The sequence below is a fragment of the Microbacterium sp. VKM Ac-2870 genome (genome assembly GCF_015350795.1).
GTDB lineage: Bacteria > Actinomycetota > Actinomycetes > Actinomycetales > Microbacteriaceae > Microbacterium.
The window spans coordinates 656,708-675,253 of sequence record NZ_JADKSH010000003.1 but is presented as its reverse complement, the minus strand read 5'-3'; the positions used below and the strand labels follow the sequence as shown (position 1 = coordinate 675,253).

The 18,546-nt window shown below is 66.8% G+C and carries 18 protein-coding genes; 10 read left to right on the top strand and 8 right to left on the bottom strand.

All coding sequences use genetic code 11. The annotated features are described in order from the left end of the window. Nucleotides 1-18: 18 nt before the first annotated feature. The 4 genes from ITJ43_RS10605 to dnaA all read right to left on the bottom strand — a co-directional run bounded on the left by ITJ43_RS10605 (nt 19) and on the right by dnaA (nt 4,775). On the bottom strand, nt 19-504 hold the full coding sequence (locus ITJ43_RS10605) for a DUF721 domain-containing protein (protein ID WP_194583784.1): 486 nt from the start codon (nt 502-504) through the stop codon (nt 19-21). Next, nucleotides 494-1,681 carry a DNA replication/repair protein RecF gene (recF, locus tag ITJ43_RS10600; protein WP_194583783.1) on the bottom strand — a complete coding sequence of 396 codons (1,188 nt, stop codon included), beginning with the start codon at nt 1,679-1,681 and terminating at the stop codon, nt 494-496. Before recF ends, ITJ43_RS10605 begins: the two co-directional genes overlap by 11 nt. Nucleotides 1,682-1,772: 91 nt before the next feature. After that, complete coding sequence (gene dnaN / locus ITJ43_RS10595; RefSeq protein WP_194583782.1) at nt 1,773-2,915, bottom strand: DNA polymerase III subunit beta; 1,143 nt, start codon at nt 2,913-2,915, stop codon at nt 1,773-1,775. A 441-nt stretch (nt 2,916-3,356) separates the two neighbouring features. Next, on the bottom strand, nt 3,357-4,775 hold the full coding sequence (dnaA, locus tag ITJ43_RS10590; protein ID WP_194583781.1) for a chromosomal replication initiator protein DnaA: 1,419 nt from the start codon (nt 4,773-4,775) through the stop codon (nt 3,357-3,359). 327 nt (nt 4,776-5,102) lie between these two features. On the opposite strand from dnaA, the gene rpmH reads away from it, so the two are divergent. The 9 genes from rpmH to ITJ43_RS10545 all read left to right on the top strand — a co-directional run bounded on the left by rpmH (nt 5,103) and on the right by ITJ43_RS10545 (nt 11,428). Beyond that, the gene (rpmH, locus tag ITJ43_RS10585) at nt 5,103-5,240 is read left to right on the top strand and encodes a 50S ribosomal protein L34 (protein ID WP_194583780.1); all 138 of its coding nucleotides are present in this window, start codon (nt 5,103-5,105) and stop codon (nt 5,238-5,240) included. Nucleotides 5,241-5,250: 10 nt separating this feature from the next. Continuing rightward, nucleotides 5,251-5,589: a ribonuclease P protein component gene (gene rnpA, locus ITJ43_RS10580; RefSeq protein WP_194583779.1), complete on the top strand. Its 339-nt coding sequence runs from the start codon at nt 5,251-5,253 to the stop codon at nt 5,587-5,589. Beyond that, entirely contained in the window at nt 5,586-5,972 is a 387-nt protein-coding gene (gene yidD, locus ITJ43_RS10575) for a membrane protein insertion efficiency factor YidD (protein ID WP_323741198.1), read from the top strand. The genes rnpA and yidD overlap by 4 nt, the downstream gene beginning before the upstream one ends. 3 nt (nt 5,973-5,975) lie before the next feature. Then, a complete protein-coding gene (gene yidC / locus ITJ43_RS10570; RefSeq protein WP_194583777.1) occupies nt 5,976-7,097 on the top strand; it encodes a membrane protein insertase YidC in 1,122 nt (373 codons plus the stop codon). 30 nt (nt 7,098-7,127) lie between these two features. After that, nucleotides 7,128-7,634 (top strand): protein jag, encoded by a 507-nt coding sequence (locus ITJ43_RS10565; protein ID WP_194583776.1) that lies wholly within the window; start codon nt 7,128-7,130, stop codon nt 7,632-7,634. Nucleotides 7,635-7,640: 6 nt separating this feature from the next. Beyond that, complete coding sequence (rsmG, locus tag ITJ43_RS10560; protein WP_194583775.1) at nt 7,641-8,294, top strand: 16S rRNA (guanine(527)-N(7))-methyltransferase RsmG; 654 nt, start codon at nt 7,641-7,643, stop codon at nt 8,292-8,294. Between the two features lie 819 nt (nt 8,295-9,113). Next, on the top strand, nt 9,114-10,049 hold the full coding sequence (locus ITJ43_RS10555) for a ParA family protein (protein WP_323741197.1): 936 nt from the start codon (nt 9,114-9,116) through the stop codon (nt 10,047-10,049). Continuing rightward, complete coding sequence (locus ITJ43_RS10550) at nt 10,049-11,077, top strand: ParB/RepB/Spo0J family partition protein (RefSeq protein WP_194583774.1); 1,029 nt, start codon at nt 10,049-10,051, stop codon at nt 11,075-11,077. The genes ITJ43_RS10555 and ITJ43_RS10550 overlap by 1 nt, the downstream gene beginning before the upstream one ends. Before the next feature lie 9 nt (nt 11,078-11,086). Continuing rightward, nucleotides 11,087-11,428 carry a tryptophan synthase subunit alpha gene (locus tag ITJ43_RS10545; protein WP_194583773.1) on the top strand — a complete coding sequence of 114 codons (342 nt, stop codon included), beginning with the start codon at nt 11,087-11,089 and terminating at the stop codon, nt 11,426-11,428. A 57-nt stretch (nt 11,429-11,485) separates the two neighbouring features. Here the strand turns inward: ITJ43_RS10545 and trxA are convergent, their stop codons facing one another. The 4 genes from trxA to ITJ43_RS10525 all read right to left on the bottom strand — a co-directional run bounded on the left by trxA (nt 11,486) and on the right by ITJ43_RS10525 (nt 16,814). Next, complete coding sequence (gene trxA, locus ITJ43_RS10540) at nt 11,486-11,809, bottom strand: thioredoxin (RefSeq protein ID WP_194583772.1); 324 nt, start codon at nt 11,807-11,809, stop codon at nt 11,486-11,488. 105 nt (nt 11,810-11,914) lie between these two features. Beyond that, entirely contained in the window at nt 11,915-12,895 is a 981-nt protein-coding gene (trxB, locus tag ITJ43_RS10535; RefSeq protein ID WP_194583771.1) for a thioredoxin-disulfide reductase, read from the bottom strand. A 117-nt stretch (nt 12,896-13,012) separates the two neighbouring features. Further along, a complete protein-coding gene (murJ, locus tag ITJ43_RS10530) occupies nt 13,013-14,623 on the bottom strand; it encodes a murein biosynthesis integral membrane protein MurJ (RefSeq protein ID WP_194583770.1) in 1,611 nt (536 codons plus the stop codon). After that, nucleotides 14,616-16,814 carry a DUF6049 family protein gene (locus ITJ43_RS10525; protein WP_194583769.1) on the bottom strand — a complete coding sequence of 733 codons (2,199 nt, stop codon included), beginning with the start codon at nt 16,812-16,814 and terminating at the stop codon, nt 14,616-14,618. The genes murJ and ITJ43_RS10525 overlap by 8 nt, the downstream gene beginning before the upstream one ends. A 165-nt stretch (nt 16,815-16,979) precedes the next feature. On the opposite strand from ITJ43_RS10525, the gene ITJ43_RS10520 reads away from it, so the two are divergent. Next, entirely contained in the window at nt 16,980-18,527 is a 1,548-nt protein-coding gene (locus ITJ43_RS10520; protein ID WP_194583768.1) for a methyltransferase, read from the top strand. The last annotated feature ends 19 nt before the right edge of the window (nt 18,528-18,546 follow it).

Sequence of the window (18,546 nt, the reverse complement as noted above, 5' to 3'; positions counted from 1 at the left end):
GATGCCGTCGGACCCTCCCTAGCCGTAGGTATCGCGAGGACCGCGCCCTGGAACGGCTCTGGGGCCCCATTTCCACGAGGGGACGTCCGGCCCCACGAATCGGACGTTCTGCACACCGGCTTCAGGGAACCGGCGCATCAACTGCGTCACGATCTCGCCACGCATGAGCTGCAGGTTCTTCGCCCATGCCGTCGAGTCGCACTGCACGGTGAGCAGACCATCGGAGAGGGCGACGGGATGCGCGTGCCGCGCGGTCTCTTCGCCCGCGACATCCGTCCACTGCAGCACCAGATCTTCACGGGCGAGTTGGGCATCCCATCCCGACTGCCGCGTGAGATCGGCCAACACATCGCCGACGCCTTTGGGATCTCGCCCGGGCGCGAAGGGTTGCTTGTCGTCGTCTTCGGCAGCGCGCTTCTTCCGTCGGCGCGCCGTGCGCGGCGAGGGCTCCAACCCGCGCAGGCGCAGGTACGTGCCGACGGTCTCGGGAAGCTCATCGGTCATCGACGTCACCCTCCACGATGGTTCCCGCGACGACCCTCACCGTCCGCGCGCGCAGCGCGCTCGGCACATCTTCTTCGACGGCGGCCGTGACGACGACCTGCTCGTATCCTTCCACGAGTGCCGCAAGACGGGAACGCCGGTCGGCATCGAGCTCCGCGAAGACGTCGTCGAGGATGAGCACCGGGTCGCCCAGCTGCGACTGCGCGCGCAGCAACTGCGCCGATGCAAGACGCAGCGCGAGCGCCACCGACCATGATTCTCCGTGCGACGCGTAGCCCTTGACCGGGAGACCGCGCACGCGCAGGAGCAGATCGTCACGATGGGGTCCGACGAGAGTGAGCCCGCGCTCCAGTTCCGCCGAGCGGCGCGCAGTGAGCATCTCGCGGAACTGGCGACCGATCTCCTCGGCGGTCAGCGATCCCGCCCCCGCGTGTCGCGGTGCCGCAGCGTCACCACCTTCGTCGTCATCGGGGTCGGAGCCGCCGATCGACAGCATCCACTCCAATTCGGGACGGTGGTCTTCACCGGCGATCGCGGTGTAGGCGTCAGCGACCGGTCCCGCCAGATCATCGGCCAAAACCGACCGCGCCCGAATAACGTCGGTACCCAACTGCACGAGCTTGTCGTCCCAGACATCGAGGGTCGACAACGCTTCACCGCGGATGCCGCGGGCCCGCGCCGACTTCAGCAGTGCAGTGCGCTGCTTGAGGGCACGGTCGTAGTCGGCCAGAACGCCGGCCATGCGCGGCGCACGCTGGATGAGGAGCTGATCGGCGAAGCGGCGCCGGGCCGACGGATCGGCGCGGACGATCTGCAGATCTTCCGGCGCGAACAGCACCACCTGGGCGTAACGCGGCAGCTCCGCGGTCTTCACCGGTGAACCGTTGACGCGCGCCTTGTTGCTGCCCGAACGGTTGAGTTGGACTTCGAGCAGCACCCGTCGCTCTCCGTACGCCAGCCTCATGCGGACGATCGCGGCATCCGCACCATCTCGCACCATCGGTGCGTCCTGCGAAACGCGATGCGAACCGAGAGTGGCGAAGAAGGCGATGGCCTCGGCGAGATTCGTCTTTCCCTGACCGTTACGGCCGACGAAGACGTTCGCGCCGGCCGCCAAGGTCACGTCGGCTGCCGCATAGTTGCGGAAGTCGACGAGACTGAGCTGCTCCACGATCACTGATCAAGCCTATTCGGCGGCGCCGACGCGCTGCGTTGTCGTCGGTGACCCCGGCCATTGAGCGAGCAGACCGCATCGAGACGCGGGGAACTCAGCGCAGCAGCAGGTTCGGCTGCAGAAGGTACTTGAAGCTCTCGGGTGTGCCCGAGGTCTGCGGAGTGATCAGCACCGGGCTGAGCTTGTTCGCATTGTCGCTCGAGGTGAAGGTGATGCGGGCGAACTCGCTCTTCACGGCGCCGAGCGCTTCGAGCAGGTACTGAGGGTTGAGTCCGAGGGTCACTTCTTCGCCGGCGAGGGTGGCGTCGACCGATTCGGTCGCGCGCGCCTGCTCGGTTCCCGAGGCATCCATCGATACGCCCTCATCGGTGAACGTGAAACGCAGCGGGGCCGAGCGATCGAGCACGAGCGCGACACGACGCACGGCCTCGGCGAGCTCGGCGGTGTTCACGACCGCATAGTGGTCGGTCTGCTCGGGGAACAGCCGGCGCACGGGCGGGAAGTTGCCCTTGATCAGAAGCGAAGTGACGGTCTTGTTGCCCGAGGTGAAGGCGATGATCTCGCGATCACCCGATCCGGAGAAGGAGATCTGGATGTCGCCGGAGTGAGCGAACGTCTTGCCGACCTCGGTCAGAGTGCGAGCCGGAACCAGCGCCGTGGTCGCATCGTCGGTCGCGACACCGCCGCCGTCCCACTGCACATCGCGAAGAGCGACGCGGTAGCGGTCGGTGGCGACCAGGCTCAGTCCCGTGCCGGCGACCTCGAGCTGCACGCCCGTCAGCACGGGAGTGACGTCGTCGCGTGAGGCTGCGAAGGCGACCTGAGCGATGGCAGTGGCGAAGTCCTCCGCCGGTACCAGCCCGGATTCTCCGGATACCTCGGGAATCGCGGGGTACTCCTGCACGGGCATCGACGAGAGCGTGAACCGGGCCGAACCGCAGGTGAGGACGATGCCGTCGTCGTCACCGACTTCGATCTGGATCGGTGCGTTGGGCAGGCGGCTGGCGATCTCCGAGAGCAGACGCCCGTGTACCAGGATGGTGCCGGGGTCGTCGACGGTGGCTTCGATGGTCGTCCGGGCCGAGGCCTCGTAGTCGAAAGCCGCCAGTGACAGGCCGGCGTCGGATGCTTCGATCAGCACACCGGCCAGGATCGGCTGAGGGTTGCGCTGCGGCAGGAGCTTGACAACGAACGACACGGCCTCGCTGAACACATCGCGATTCACGTGGAACTTCACTGGCGCTCCCTTGACGTCGAGTAGGGCTCTCCCATGCTAGTGCCCCGACCGGAACGGATTGTCCCGGCATCCGCTCGATCGTCGAGGTGATCGAATGGGTTTCTCTAATGAAGGTCTCTGTCATGGTGTTAACAGCTGTGGAAACTGTGGACAACTTCGGCGATCGCTGTCGTTGCACCGTAACCACACGCGTGTAACTTGTGAGCGGCGTGCGGTGAGCAGGTGAATGACACCCTTCGCGCCGTCGCCGTCCGGAGCATGTCATCCACAGCCTCGGCCCATCGACTCACAGCAGTCCACGAAGATGTCGAGTTATCCACAGGCTTTCCACACTGTGCAGAACGCGAATACTGGGGCCGCGGATGCCGGGTTGTCAAGAGCACGCGACGCAGAAGACCCCCGGTGTCACCACCGAGGGTCTCGAGGAGCAGCGACGTCGACTCAGCGTCCGACGCGACCGAGCTGCGTGGTGATCTCAGAGACCTGGTTGTAGATCGAGCGGCGCTCCTTCATGAGCTCGCTGATCTTCTTGTAGGCGTACATGACCGTGGTGTGGTCGCGGTTGCCGAAGAGCTGACCGATCTTGGGGAGAGAGAGGCTCGTGCGCTCGCGACACAGGTACATCGCGATCTGGCGGGCCGTCGCGATCGATTGCGACCGGCTGGACCCGTAGAGGTCGTCGACCGAGAGACGGAAATACTGCGCCGTCGCCGTGATGATGTCGGTCGGTGAGATGACGTTCGCGTCATCGGTGTCGACGATGTCACGCAGGACGGTCTGGGTCAGCGAGATGTCGAGGGTCGATCGGTTCAGGCTGGCGAAGGCGGATACACGGATGAGAGCGCCCTCGAGTTCGCGGATGTTGCTCGAGACCTTCGTCGCGATGTACTCCAGCACCTCGTCGGGCACCAGAAGCCGCTCCGACTGCGCCTTCTTGCGCAGAATCGCGATACGGGTTTCGAGGTCCGGCGCCTGCACGTCGGTGATCAGCCCCCACTCGAACCGGCTGCGCATACGGTCTTCGAAGCCGGTCAACAGACGCGGCGGCACGTCGCTGGTGATCACGACCTGTTTGTCGTGGTCGTGGAGCGTGTTGAAGGTGTGGAAGAACGCTTCCTGCGTCTCGGCTTTGCCCTGCAGGAACTGGATGTCGTCGATCATGAGGATGTCGACGTCGCGGTAGCGAGCCTGGAATGCGGAGCCGCGGTTGTTGGCGATCGAATTGATGAAGTCGTTCGTGAACTCCTCGCTCGAGACGTATCTCACGCGGATGCCGGCATAGAGACTGAGCGCGTAGTCGCCGATGGCGTGCAGGAGATGGGTCTTACCGAGCCCGGAATCGCCATAGATGAAGAGCGGGTTGTACGCCTTGGCAGGTGCTTCGGCGACCGCCACGGCCGCCGCGTGGGCGAAACGGTTGGACTGTCCGATGACGAAGTTGTCGAAGCTGTACTTGGGGTTCAAACGGGTGTCGTTGCGAGACGGTGCGGGCGCCGTCTCGGCGTAGTCGTCGGCCGCGGGGCGTCCGATCGACACAGGAGCAGAGGCTGACTGCACGGGGACGGGCACGGTGAGGTGGGCATCGGCGAGTTCGGGATTGACGACCACGCGGAACGTCGAGGCCGCCGGCTCCGCCTCGACGCGCGCGAGCGCTTCCATGATCGGCGCTCGCAGTCGCTTGTTGAGCTGCGCCGCCGTCAGGTCGTTCGGCACGTCGAGATAGAGAGTGCCTCCCATGACACCCTGGGCGACGGCGAGGCTGAGAAAGCCCTGCAGCTGCGGAGTGACCCGCTCGTCGTCGGAGAGTTCTGCCAGCACTGCCGTCCAGACGGGGACATCCGGAACTTCGTGCTGTGACATGTCCCCTCCGGGGGTGCGATCGATGCGGGACAGGCGAACATCGACGACGACCGTGCCTGTGGATAACTACCGGTGTCACGGTAGTCAGCGAGCCTATGAAGAGCAAAATCCAGGGTAGATCCGGCCCGCGTGTCTTCACCACACGCTATCCACAGTCCGTGGATAATGTGTCGCCCGGGGCTCTCAGTTTGAATTCTCGTCATTCTCGACGTAGCCTTAGTCGGTTGACTTATGCCCTGGAGCGCCTTCGGACGCGTCAGGACAGTCCCTGTACCCCGTGTCCCCGGTCTAGAGCGTTCGGGTGACCGACGATCCGGAGTGATCCTCATGAGCAAGCGCACGTTCCAGCCCAACAACCGCCGTCGCGCGAAGAAGCACGGCTTCCGCGCCCGCATGCGCACGCGTGCCGGCCGTTCGATCCTTTCCGCTCGCCGCGGCAAGGGTCGTACCGAGCTGTCCGCCTGATCCGACGAAAGTGCTGGCGCGCGGGAACCGCATCACCCGCGGGGCGGAGTACAAGACCGTCGTCCGCAGGGGTGTCCGCTGTGCCGCGCCGCACACGGTGACCTACGTCATCACGACCGCCGAAGACCGTCCCGCACGGTTCGGCTTCATCGTCAGTAAACAGGTCGGCACCGCCGTCATCCGCAATACGGTGCGGCGGCGCCTGAAAGCCGTCTGTGCAGGAACTCTGCCGGGCGTCACTCGCGGAGCGGACGTCGTGATCCGGGCACTGCCCTCGGCGGCATCCGCCGACTTCACCCAGTTGCGTGATGAAGTCACGCGGTGCTTGTCACGACGGGCGGCAGCGTGAGTACGACGACGCTCCCCTCCTATTCGCTCGGTTCGGCGCAGTTGTCGGCACGCGCTGCCGTTCGCGCGCTTCCCCTTCTGCCGCGCAACGCCGGCCTCGCTCTGCTGCACGGATACCGGGCGACGATCTCGCACGTCTATGGCGACGTCTGCAAGTACTACCCCTCATGCTCTGCATATGCCGTGGGCGCCGTGCAACAGCACGGATTGCTCAAGGGTTCTGCCCTCACGGCTGCCCGGCTGGCGCGCTGCCACCCCTGGGCTCGTGGTGGAATCGATGACGTGCCCATGCACGCGCACTTCCGACACGATCTGACCCGCCACGGGTTCGTCGTGCCATCCATAGACGTCGAGCCTGAGGGTTCGACGCCGAGAAAGGACTGATCCGTGCTGGATCTTCTGTATGCCGCCGCTGCCGCGACGCCGACCCCGGTGGTTCCGACGCCGACGACGCCCGCACCGTCGAGCAGCCTCGACTTCTTCAGCACCATCATGTGGCCGTTCAAGTGGATCGTCGAGGCGATTCTCGTGTTCTGGCACTGGATCTTCACGTCGGTAGGTTTGCCGGCCGACGCCGGACTGACGTGGGTGCTGTCGATCATGGGCTTGGTCATCGTGGTGCGCAGCGCCCTGATTCCGCTCTTCGTTCGGCAGATCAAGAGCCAGCGCAAGATGATGGAAATCGCTCCTGAACTGCGAAAAGTCCAGGAGAAGTACCGCGGTAAGAAGGATCAGCTCTCCCGCGAGGCGATGAGCCGCGAAACGATGGCGCTGTACAAGAAGCACGGCACCACCCCGGTTTCGAGCTGTCTTCCCCTCTTGGTGCAGATGCCGATCCTCCTCGGCATGTTCTACACCCTCAGTGACGTCAAGAAGCATGCCGAGTGGGGCTTCGGCGGTGTCGGTCTGCTGAGCAAGGACCTCACCTGGCAGTTCTACGAAGCCAAGCTCTTCGGCGTCGCGCCGTTGCACACGAGCCTCATCGAGGCGATCAACCAGAAGCCCGACGGCTGGGAAGTCACCGTCATCATCCTGGTGGTCCTGGTCATCCTGATGATCGCGTCGCAGTTCCTCACTCAGCTGCAGATCATCTCGAAGAACCTCTCCCCCGAGGCGAAGACCGGTCAGGCGTACCAGATGCAGCGCATCATGCTCTACATCCTGCCGCTCGCCTTCATCTTCTCCGGTGTCTTCTTCCCACTCGGCGTCGTGCTCTATTGGTTCACCTCAAACATCTGGACGATGGTGCAGCAGTTCCTGGTCATCAGGAACCTGCCGACACCCGGCTCCGACGCGGCGAAGGCGCGCGAGGAACGGCTCGCACGCAAGGGGAAGGCGATCGACGCGAACGGGAAGATCATCCCGCTCGAGAGGTACCAGGCTGAGCAGCAGCGCCTCTACGAAGAAGCGCAGAAGGCGAAGGCCGAGGCTCCGAAGCGTCAGCAGCCGGTGAATAAGCAGCGCGCGAAGAAGCAGTCGCAGAAGAGTAAGCCGACCACCGACTCCTGACCGGAGTCGATCATCTCCTGAGGAACAACCATGAGCATTACGTCAGAGCACGACGCGGGTGAGCGCCCGGCGGCCACCGTCGAACAGCTCGAGCAGGAGGGTGACATCGCGGCGGACTACCTCGAGGTCCTGCTCGACATCGCCGACATCGACGGCGACCTCGCGCTGGACGTCCGTAGCGGCCGCGCGTACGTCTCGGTCGAGAACGATGACATCGACGCGCTCCGTCTTCTGGCGGAACCCGACACAGTGCAGGCGCTGCAGGAACTGACACGCATCGCGGTGCAGACGAAGACGGGCCGTTTCTCGCGTCTGATCCTTGACGTGAGTGGCTCTCGTGACGCGCGTCAGCGCCAGTTGGAGAAGCTCGTCGACCGCGCGATCGCGCGCCTGGACGAAGGTGCTTCGCAGGCGTCCCTCCCCGCGATGACAAGCTACGAGCGCAAGCTCATCCACGACATCGTTGCGGACCGCGGACTCATCTCAGAGTCGTACGGCGAGGGTGCTGATCGGCACACCGTCATCCGTCGGTCTTAACTCGCGATGGACGACGTTTCACGTGAAACATCGATGATCGAGGCGGAACCGACTGCCGCGGCATCCCTGTTCGGAGAGCAGATCGATCTCGCGCGTCGTTTCACGGCCGCCTTGGGTGCTCATGGTGAAGAACGCGGGTTGATCGGCCCCCTCGAACCGCCTCGGCTGTGGAACCGCCACATCCTGAACTCCGCCATCACCGCACCCCTGTTCACGTCGGGTTCGCGCGTCGCGGACGTGGGATCGGGTGCCGGCCTCCCGGGGCTCGTTCTTGCCATCGCGCGTCCCGACGTCGAGTGGGTTCTGATCGAGCCGATGGAGCGACGCGTCGCGTGGCTGCAGGAGCAGGTCGACACGCTAGGCCTCGCGAACGTCGTCGTCACGCGGTCGAGAGGTGAGGACTGGAAAGACGGCGCTGTCTTCGACGCGGTTACCGCACGTGCCGTGAGTGCACTGCGTACGCTCATCCCTCTGACGGTTCCGTTGCTCCGCGTCGAGGGTGAATTGATCCTTCTCAAGGGTGTGAATGCCGAGAACGAGATCGGTGCGGCAGCAAAGGTCATCCAGCGTTACAGGCTGACGAACGTGCGCGTCGAGGTCGTCGGGGACGGTGTCATCGACGAGCCCACCCGTGTCTTGCGCGCGAAACGCTCTCGCTGACCAGCTCGTCCATGGCGTGTTTCACGTGAAACATCTGCAGCAGGCGAAGCCCTGCACCTGTGGTGTCTGACGGGTCGGTGCTCGTGGGATGGTCGCTGATCGGGCAGACATCGCCCGACATGCGATCTCTGCGGCGACATGTGCGCCGGCGCCGGCAGCATTCCAGCTGAAACACCTGGTGGTGGGTGGAGTGCGAGAGCTCACTTTCCGCGGCGCTGACGAAACTCATGGGAACACGGGATCTGTCGAGGATCCAGGTCGAGCACAACGGGTAGCTACGTTTCCCGAGAACCAGCGGTGGTCACCGGAGTCGATCGCGGAAGAAAGTGGAGCCACTGCGCGGGGACTGGTTTGGTGGCTGGGTGTGCAGCAATGGGGCGTAGGCCAGCACCGTCTCATTGTCGTGGGTCCACCGCCACGACGTCGACGAGCTATAGCGATTGGTGTGTTTCACGTGAAACATGGCACCGGAGGCGGCTCGGCGGCGTCCTGAACCACCGCACCTCTGCGTGATCATCGTGTTTCACGTGAAACGCAGGTCTTGGCCACACGGCGTTCTCCACGCCCGGCCGACCGCGCGCCTCGGGCACGGGGATAGGTGACAACAGGGCCAGCGAGCGGTGACGCAGCGGAGGTGAGCGGCGGAGGCCCGGGACTGCATTGCGTCCACCCCTCGCCGGTCGGGTGGCTCCGGGCGGGCGACTGCCGTCGATGATGGGGAGTGTTTCACGTGAAACACCCGTCGAAGCCCTCAGGGGCGGCGTGACTGTCGAATGGCTCGACTACAGTAGAGGAGTCCCGGAAAGACAGGAGTTGATGGTGCCGGAATCGGAGAACACCACCGCACCCGCACCCTTCTCCATCGACGATAGTCCCATCGCCCGCGAGCTCGCAGACCTCACGTCTCGCCGCAAGGCTCTGGATGCTGTCGACGTCGAGTTCACGGGTGAGACGCGCATCCTCACCGTGTCGAACCAGAAGGGTGGGGTCGGAAAGACCACCACGACGGTGAATATCGCGGCCGCGCTCGCCTCACTCGGCGCACGAGTGTTGGTGATCGACCTCGATCCCCAGGGTAACGCGTCCACCGCACTGGGGGTGCCGCACTCCGCTGACGTGCCGAGTGTCTACGACGTGCTGATCGACGAGTTTCCTCTCGCTGACATCATTCAGACCAGCCCGGAGTCGCCCAATCTCCTCTGTGCGCCGAGCACGATCCATCTCGCGGGCGCGGAGATCGAGCTCGTCTCGCAGGTAGCCCGTGAGCACCGCCTGCGTACGGCGATCGACGACTACGTTTCCTCCTCCGATGAGCGGCTCGACTACATCCTGATCGACTGCCCACCGTCGCTGGGCCTCCTCACGATCAACGCCTTCACGGCCGCGAGTGAGCTTCTCATCCCCATCCAGTGTGAGTACTACGCGCTCGAGGGCTTGAGTCAGCTCCTCGGTAGTGTGCGCATGATTCAGAAGCACCTCAACCCGCAACTGCACCTTTCCACGATCCTGCTCACCATGTACGACGGCCGCACTCGGCTGGCGCAACAGGTCGCCGACGAAGTTCGCCAGCACTTCCCGCAGGAGGTATTGCACACCGTCATTCCGCGCTCTGTGCGCGTATCCGAGGCGCCGAGCTTCGGGCAGACGGTCATCGCCTACGACGGACAGTCGGCCGGCGCGGTCTCGTACCGTGAAGCCGCGGTGGAGATCGTCCATCGCGCACAGCGCACCCCCACGAACGAGGAGAACTCCTGATGGCGAAACGCACCGGCCTGGGCCGTGGAATCGGCGCACTCATCCCTACCAACGACAGTGCCGAGGCTCGTCCGGTCGACGTGTTCTTCCCGGGCGCCCCCGCCGCGTCGGCACCGGCCTCGACCCCATCGACGGATGCCGCGGACGCCGCGCCGCCCGAGGTCGACGCAGATGTTGCAGCATCCACCACAGGCGAAGGCCTCGTGGAGGTGCCGGGCGCGCGACTGGTCTACATCGACCCCAACGACATCGTTCCGAACCCTCGACAGCCGCGGACCAACTTCGATGCGGATGACCTGGCCGAGCTGGTGCACAGTGTTCGCGAGTTCGGTGTGCTGCAGCCGGTGGTCGTGCGTCGCAACGACGAGGGCGCATACGAACTGATCATGGGTGAACGGCGCACCCGTGCATCGCGCGAAGCGGGCCTGACATCGATTCCGGCCATCGTCCGTGAGACCGCCGATGAAGATCTGCTCCGCGATGCGTTGCTCGAGAACCTGCACCGCTCTCAGCTCAACCCGCTGGAAGAGGCCTCGGCCTACCTGCAGCTGCTGGAGGACTTCGGCATCACGCAGGAGCAGCTCGCCACGCGGATCGGACGGTCACGCCCGCAGATCAGCAACACGATCCGCCTGCTGAAGCTGCCGATGCCTGTGCAGCAGCGGGTGGCCGCGGGTGTCATCAGCGCGGGGCACGCGCGGGCGATTCTCTCGCTCGAGGACACGGCCGATATGCAGCGTCTGGCCGACAAGATCATCAATGAAGACCTTTCGGTCCGCGCCGCAGAAGCCGCGGCGAAGGGTGTCGTTGAGAGCGGGCCTCGTCGCCTCGCCCCCAAGGCAGGTGCGCGACGAGCTCACCTCGACGACGTCGCGGAGCGCCTCGGTGATCGCCTGAACACGAAGGTCAAGATTTCACTGACCGCAAGAAAAGGCCAGATCAACATTGATTTCGCCACCATCCAGGATCTGAATCGCATCTTGGGTGAACTGGGGGAGACAGAGTACGGGGTCGGCGCCGGCGCGTAGGCTGGACGGGTGACAGAACGTTCGCCGCAACCCCGCCGCGCCAGTCTCGAGCTGTTGCGTGCCGAGGCGGCGGACGAATTGTCGGTACTCGTCGAAGAGCGCATTCGCGACGGTGAAGACCCGTGGGACTTCATGGAAGACCTGCCATCCGTCGATGAACTTGTTGTCCTCATCCTGAGGGCCGAGAACATCGCCGCTGACGGCGGCAACAAGCCGACGGCATCCCGCAACTATCGTGTGCTCCGTCAGATCGCGCTGGAGTACCCGCCGCTCACTCGCGCCGTATGGCGACTGCTGGGAAACGAACCGCACCGGCGCTGGGATGCCTCGGTGCGAGCCGAAGCGTCCTGACGCCGGTGCGGGATGGTCGCTGGCGCACCCTCAGGGGTGCGTGGTGACGTGTGTCGGTCAGCCGAGGTAGCTGGCGAGGTCCTGCTCGAGAGCGAACTTCGGCTTGGCGCCGACGATCGTCTTCTCGACCTGACCCTTGTTGAAGACCTTCATCGCGGGGATGGAGGTGATCTGGTACTCCATGGCGAGGTTCGGGTTCTCGTCGACGTTCAGCTTCAGGACCGTGATCTTGTCGCTGTTCTCGGACTGGATCTCGTCGAGGATGGGTCCGACCATGCGGCACGGACCGCACCACGCGGCCCAGAAGTCGACCAGCACGGGTCCATCAGCGTCGAGGACGTCCTGCTGCCAGGTGCTCTCGCTTGTGGCCTTGGCGGTCATGTCTGTCTCCTTCGTTGCGAGCCGCCATCGTACGGCTCTGTGATGTGAACGCGATGGATGCCGCAGATGTTCCCGCGGGGTGATCGAACGCTGACTGCGGGGCGCTCAGGCCGCGTCGTCGAGTCCGTCGATCTCGGAGGCACTGGCCTCCGGGGCTCCGGCGTCGCCGCGGGCGGCGAGGTAGTGCTCCACGTCGAGTGCCGCGGTCGTGCCGCTACCGGCGGCCGTGACCGCCTGGCGGTAGATGGGGTCGACCACGTCGCCCGCTGCGAAGACGCCGGCGACGGACGTGCGCGACGAGCGTCCGTCGACCCACACGGTGCCGTGCTCGGTCAGGGTCAGCGAATCGTGCACGAGGTGCGTGCGGGGGTCGTTGCCGATCGCCACGAACACCCCGGTCACGGCGAGCTCGCGGGTAGACCCGTCGACGGTGTTGCGCAGGAGCAGCCCGGTCACCGCGTCACCACCGAGAACGTCGGCGACTTCGCTGTTCCAGACGAACTCGATCTTCTCGTTCGCGAACGCACGCTCCTGCATGATCTTGGACGCGCGGAGTTCGTCGCGGCGGTGGATGACGTAGACCTTCGATGCGAACTTGGTGAGGAACGTCGCCTCTTCCATCGCGGAGTCGCCGCCGCCGACGACGGCGATCGCCTGCTCACGGAAGAAGAACCCGTCACAGGTCGCGCAGTACGAGACGCCGTGGCCGGAGAGGCGTGATTCGCCCTCGATGCCCATCTTGCGGGGCGCGGAACCGGTCGCGAAGATCAGGCTCTCGGCCTCGTGCTCCGCGCCGCTGCCCAGCTTCACCTTCTTGGTGTCGCCGGTGAGATCGAGCGAAACGACATCGTCGTAGAGCACCTCGGTGCCGAACTTCTCGGCCTGCTCCTGCATCTTCGCCATCAGGTCGGGTCCCATGATGCCCTCGGGGAATCCGGGGAAGTTCTCCACCTCGGTGGTGTTCATGAGCTCGCCGCCGGCTTCGACCGAGCTGGCGATCAGCAGGGGGGAAAGGTTCGCCCGGGCTGCGTAGATGGCAGCGGTGAATCCGGCCGGGCCGGAACCGATGATGATGACCTGTCGCACGTGCTCTTCCCTTTCCGCACGAGCCCCTGTCGGGCTCCAGTGCGTGCAACCAATGCTAACCGTGGGGCATTCCACCCTCGCTGATCACGCGCGGATGCCGCGACGCGGCCCGGGTGCTCAGCGCCCGGCGATGCGGCGCACGAGTCGTCCGGCGATGGCGAGTTCGGGGGCACGCAGCAGCGCGAGCGCGGCGATGTAGACGACGAGCGCCGCCCCGCCGATCAGGCCGCCGCCGACCGCGCCCAGCAGGCGGTCGCTCGCCGCCCAACCGCCGGCGCCACCGGTGAGCAGGAAGACCACCCAGCCGGCGGCGAAAGCGGGAAGGGCCGCCACGGCGAAGCGTCCGAGTGCTCGCCAGGTCTTGTGCAGGGCGGTCGTGTCGGTGTGCCGCCGCAGCAGGCGCAACGCGACGGGCAGCTGGACGTACGTCGACAGTGACTGCGTGAGCGCGACGGCGGCGGCGAGGAAGCCCAGCGGCAGCATCCCGAGCCAGACGGCCACCACGGCGATGACGGCGCCGACAGCGGCCAGGCCGGCTTGCACGAACGAGAAGACGAATGGCGTGCGGGTGTCTTGGAAGGCGAAGAACGCGCGTCGGATGATCACGAGCACCCCGAACGGCACGAGGGCGGTGAGATACCCGCAGAGCACCCACGCCATCGCGACCGCGCCCTCGGTATCGGTCGTGAAGACCCGGGAGAGCGGGACGGATGCCGCGGCGATCGCGGCCGTGAATCCGAAGCCGAACAGCGCGATCGCACGGATGGATTCGTCGAGGTTCGGGCCGACGCGGTCCATTCTGCCGGCGGCGATCTCCTCGGCCAGGCGGGTGAAGTACGTCGTGGAGATCGAGATCGCGACGATCGAGTGCGGCAGCATGAAGATCAGCCAGGCGTACACCAGCACCGATACGCTCGCCTCGCCCGATGCCTGGGTGACGACCTGAGACTGCACGATGCCGGCGAGCTGTCCGACGACGACGGCGAGGAAGGTCCACCAGGCGAGGGTGCCGATGTGCCGCAGACCGATGCCGCGCCAACCGAAGTCGGGCCGGATGTGCAGACGGGTGCGCTTCCAGAAGAACAGGAGCACGATCGTCTGCAGAGCGATGCCCAGCGTGGCCGTGCCGCCGAGCAGCGCGATCATCCCGGGATTCCAGTCGGTGATCGCGGTGAACGGGCCACCGAAGACCACGAGGAAGATGCCGAAGCCGGCGATCGAGACGATGTTGTTGACCGTCGGTGCCCAGCTGTAGGGCCCGAACACCTTGCGCGCGTTGAGCACTTCGCCGAGCAGGGCGAAAAGTCCGTAGAAGAGCAGCTGCGGCAGCAGCCAGTAGGCGAACGCGGTGGCGAGGGACTTCTGCTCCGGCCCCCACGACGCGGCGTACAGCCAGATCAGGACGGGTGCGAGCGCCATCATGAGGGCGGTCGCGGCGACGAGCACGACCGCGCCCAGCGTGAGCAGCTTGGACACGTAGCGCGACCCACCGTCGCTGTGCGCGGCGGCTTTGACGATCTGCGGCACGAGGATGCCGGTGATCACGCCCGCGGCGAGCAGCTCGTACACGTTCGTGGGCAGCATCGCCGCGACACTGAAGGCGTCGGCCGCCTTGCTGCCGAATGAGCCGATGACGGCGACGAGGACCACCGAGCGCAACAGACCGGTGACGCGGGAGAACAATGTGCCGGCACCGATGATGGCGCTCGCGCGACCGAGACTAGCCATCGGCATCCTCTTCTCCGCGGGGCGCCGCGTTCGGGTCTTCGTGAGTCTCGGCTCGCGCGCGCGAACGCCGCCGCAGGCGACGAACGGTGCGGATGACGCCGAAGACGAGCATGGCGCCGATGAGCACCGACATCAGGACGATCCCGATCGATTCCCACTCGGCGCGCACCGTGACCGCGACGCGCACATCGGGTCCGATCGCCGCTCCCGTCGAGCTGCGCAGCTGCAGCTCCAGCGTCGATTCGCCGCTGCCGACCCGCGCTTGTACGGGCACTTGCACGCGCGTGCTCTGCTCGGCCCGTGCCGAGACCGCAGTGGACTTCTGAATGATCAGGCGCGGGTCGTTCGGGCTGGCGTTCAGGGTCAGCGTGACCGGCCACGGCAGGTCGTTTCGCACCGAGAAGGTCAGCGGCGCCGAGCTGGCGAGCAGCGTGATGTCGCTGGGCGGCACGATGGCCACGGCATCCAGCGTCTTCGTCGTCGCATCGTGGTGGTCGGACACCGCGGTCGCGAACTGGTCGGGCGCGCCCAGCCACACGTTGCCGAGCAGCTGCAGGATGCCGGCACGCTCCGGCGCGGTCAGCACCGTGGGGTCGGCCAGCATCGTCGCGAACGACGACAGCCGCGACTCGTCGTCGAGCAGCCCCTGCACGGCACTCACGCGACCGTCGTCCGGCGCCGATCCGCCGGTGACCGTCACCGCGGCCGCGGGTGCGGCCAGAAGCGCGTCGAGGTCCACTGCTGACCGACCCGAGAGGGTGGATGCCGCCGCGATCGCCGTGCGCAGGCCCGTGGCCGACCGTCCGCTGGCACGATCGATGACCACGAGCAGCGGGCTGTTGGCTCCCGCCGCACGCGTGGCGAAGCTGGCGTAGGCGGATGCCGCCGCGATGCTCGCCCCCTGGCGGACGCTGTCGGAGGCCAACGAGGCCGAGCGCAGCGCCGCGGAGGCACCGTCGTCGTAGACGAGCAGACCCGCGCCGGCGGCATCCGCGTGCCCACCCGACCCGGCGGAGACCGCGCTCGAGGCGATCAGGGTGACGGGTTGCGCGCCGTCGGAGTTCGCCGTGCTCAGAGCGGTGACCAGCGCTGCGGTCGCCGATCCGGTCGCCGGCCAGAACACATTCGCCCGGGCGGTGCCGATGTCGAGCAGCTCCGCCAGGGTGGGCAGCGTGCGCCCGGACGGTGTCGGGGTGGCGGCGCCGGTCGGGGTGGCCGACCCGCTATCGGAGATCGATGACGTCGGGGCCGCGCCCGAGGCAGCGGGGGTCGAGGGGAAGTTCCGCGCCGACATGTAAGAGTCCAGCGAGGGCACCGACACCGGTGCTCCGGCGCCCGCGGCGACCGAAGTCGCCAGGTCGGCATCGCCGAACTGCAGGGCGAAGCGGGTGTTGGGCAGCGCCAACAGATCGGCGAGCCATTGCTGCGCCGAGGCCGGGGCAGCGGTGCCGAGCACGCGAATGGCCGCGGGGATCGCAGGATCGACCGCGAGGATGGCGGAGGTGCCGGTCACCGCGTTCAGCTGTGTGCGCAGCGCGCCGTCGGAGGCGGTGAGCGTCTTCAGGTCGTCGACCGTCAACAGCCCGGTTGTCGTGGGCGGCGCGGTGATCGGAACGACCACGCCCACCCCGCCCGTGGATGCCGCGGCATCCGGAACCACGATGACGGTGTGGGCGACCAGGTCGCCTTGCGCTGAGGAGAACGCGGCGCTCAGCGGATACGCACCGGGGGCCAGGCTCGCGGCGCCGACGGCGGCCAGATCGACCGCGGCCGCGGCCGTGGATGTTCCGCGTGCGGCGACGGTGGTCACCGTGGTGTTGGCCACCTCGGTCTCTGCGCGGGTGTTCGACGACAGCCAGGCAGAGACATCGGCGCTCGTGGCCAGCGCCGTGCGCGTCAGGGCGATACTCACCGGGCCGCCCGGTGCCGGTGCGTCGCCCGAATTGCTGACCGAGAAGGTCACAGAGAACACCGGCGCCGTGATGACCCCGTTGCCTCCGGGAGCGACCGCGACGCTCAGGCTGCTGGAAGCCGCCGGAGCATCGGTGGCGCCGATCGCCGCGGTCGCGGGAAACCCCACGACGGCGGCGAGAGCGAGGGCGATCAGCGTCCGCCAGCGTGCGACGCCGCGACGCCCGACCCGAGCAATGTCGGGAGTTCGGCGCGCGACAGCGGAAGAAGGCAAAGTCATGGCGGGAATCGGCTCCTGTGCGATCCCTGACCGCACGATCAGCTGCGATTCTAGGGTCACGGCGCTGTGCGGCACCCGTGACGGGCCGCGATCACCGTGATCCGGGTCTGGATCGGTGGCGGAACGGTGGCGGCTCGGTCTCCGGGTGCGTGAGGATGGGATGCTGTGGCGCACCCTCTTCATCCCGATTCCGTGATCGTGGCGGATCTCCGCCGGGATCTGACCTCTGCCGGCTATACGGCCGATGCGGTGCGAGAGGTGTGGGGCCCGATCGCGGACGACGCCGTCGGCCACGGCCTGCACGGCCCTGCTCTTGCCGCGCTCGCCGGGCGGGATGATGCCCCGGCCACGCTCGCCCGCCTGTTCTTCCTGGGTGTCGCCACGCCGCGGGAACATGTGGACCGAGCGTTGCCGACCGTGGGTGCTGACGGACTGGTGGCGATCGGCATCGCCCGCCTCGACGCCGGGAGCGTGGTCCCGCTGGCACTGCTACGCCCGCAGGACGTCGTCGATGCCCGCGGCACCGCACAGTGGTGGTTCGCCAGCGATCTCGACGAGGCTGCGCTCGGCGGCCCGCTGCCCACCGACCACGTTCTCGGTGTCGGCGGGGCGTCGTTGACCCTGGCCGGGCTCCAGCTCGACACCCCCGCGCGACGGGTTCTCGATGTCGGCACCGGGTGCGGCATCCAGGCGATCCGGGCGTACCGAGCGGGTGCGGCGGGTGCCGCGGCATCCCTGGTCGCCACCGACGTGTCGGAGCGCGCGCTCGCCTTCACGCGGATGAACGCGTTGCTGAACGGGATCGAGGGGATCCAGACCCGGCACGGCAGCCTGTTCGACCCTGTTGCCGGCGAGCAGTTCGATCGCGTGATCTCCAACCCGCCGTTCGTCATCACGCCGCGCGTGGCCGGCGTTCCCGAATACGAGTACCGCGACGCCGGGTACGCCGGTGACGACCTGGTCGCGGCGTTCGTCCGCGGTGTGGGCGATGTGCTCGCCCCGGGCGGGACGGCGCAACTGCTCGGCAACTGGGAGTACCGCGGCGGCGAAGACGGACTGCAGCGGGTGCGCGGGTGGGTCGCGGCATCCCCGGTTCCTCTGGAGGCATGGGTGATCGAGCGCGAGCGCCTCGACCCCCTCGCGTACGCCGAGCTGTGGGTGCGCGACGGGGGCACCGCCCCGGGCACCCCCGGGTACGCCGCCCTCGTCGACGCCTGGCTGGATGACTTCGCCGCCCGCGGCGTCGAGGCGATCGGCTTCGGGTACCTGCTGCTGCGGCGACCCGCCTCAGGCGTCGCCGCCCTCGCGCGCTACGAGCGCATCACCCATCCGCTGCCCGACCGGGACGCCCCCCTCGGTGCACACCTGGCCGGAGCTCTCGCGGCCTTCGATGCGCTGGAACAGCGTGACGACGCCAGCCTCGCGGCGGCGCGAACGATCGTGTCGGACGACGTCACCGAGGCCCGACACCACCTGCCCGGGGTGGAAGATCCGAGTGTGATCGAGCTGCGCCAGGGTGGTGGGCTCGCGCGCACCGTGGAGGTCGATCCGGCCCTCGCGGCCCTCGTGGGCGCTTCCGATGGAGAACTCACTGTGGGTCAGCTCTCCGATGCGATCGCGCAGCTTCTCGAGGTGGATGCCGCTGCGCTCCGCGCCGACCTGCTGCCGCGGGTGCGGGAACTCGTGTTCACCGGGATGCTCCGCCTGGCGTGACCCCGGGGGCGGCGAGGGC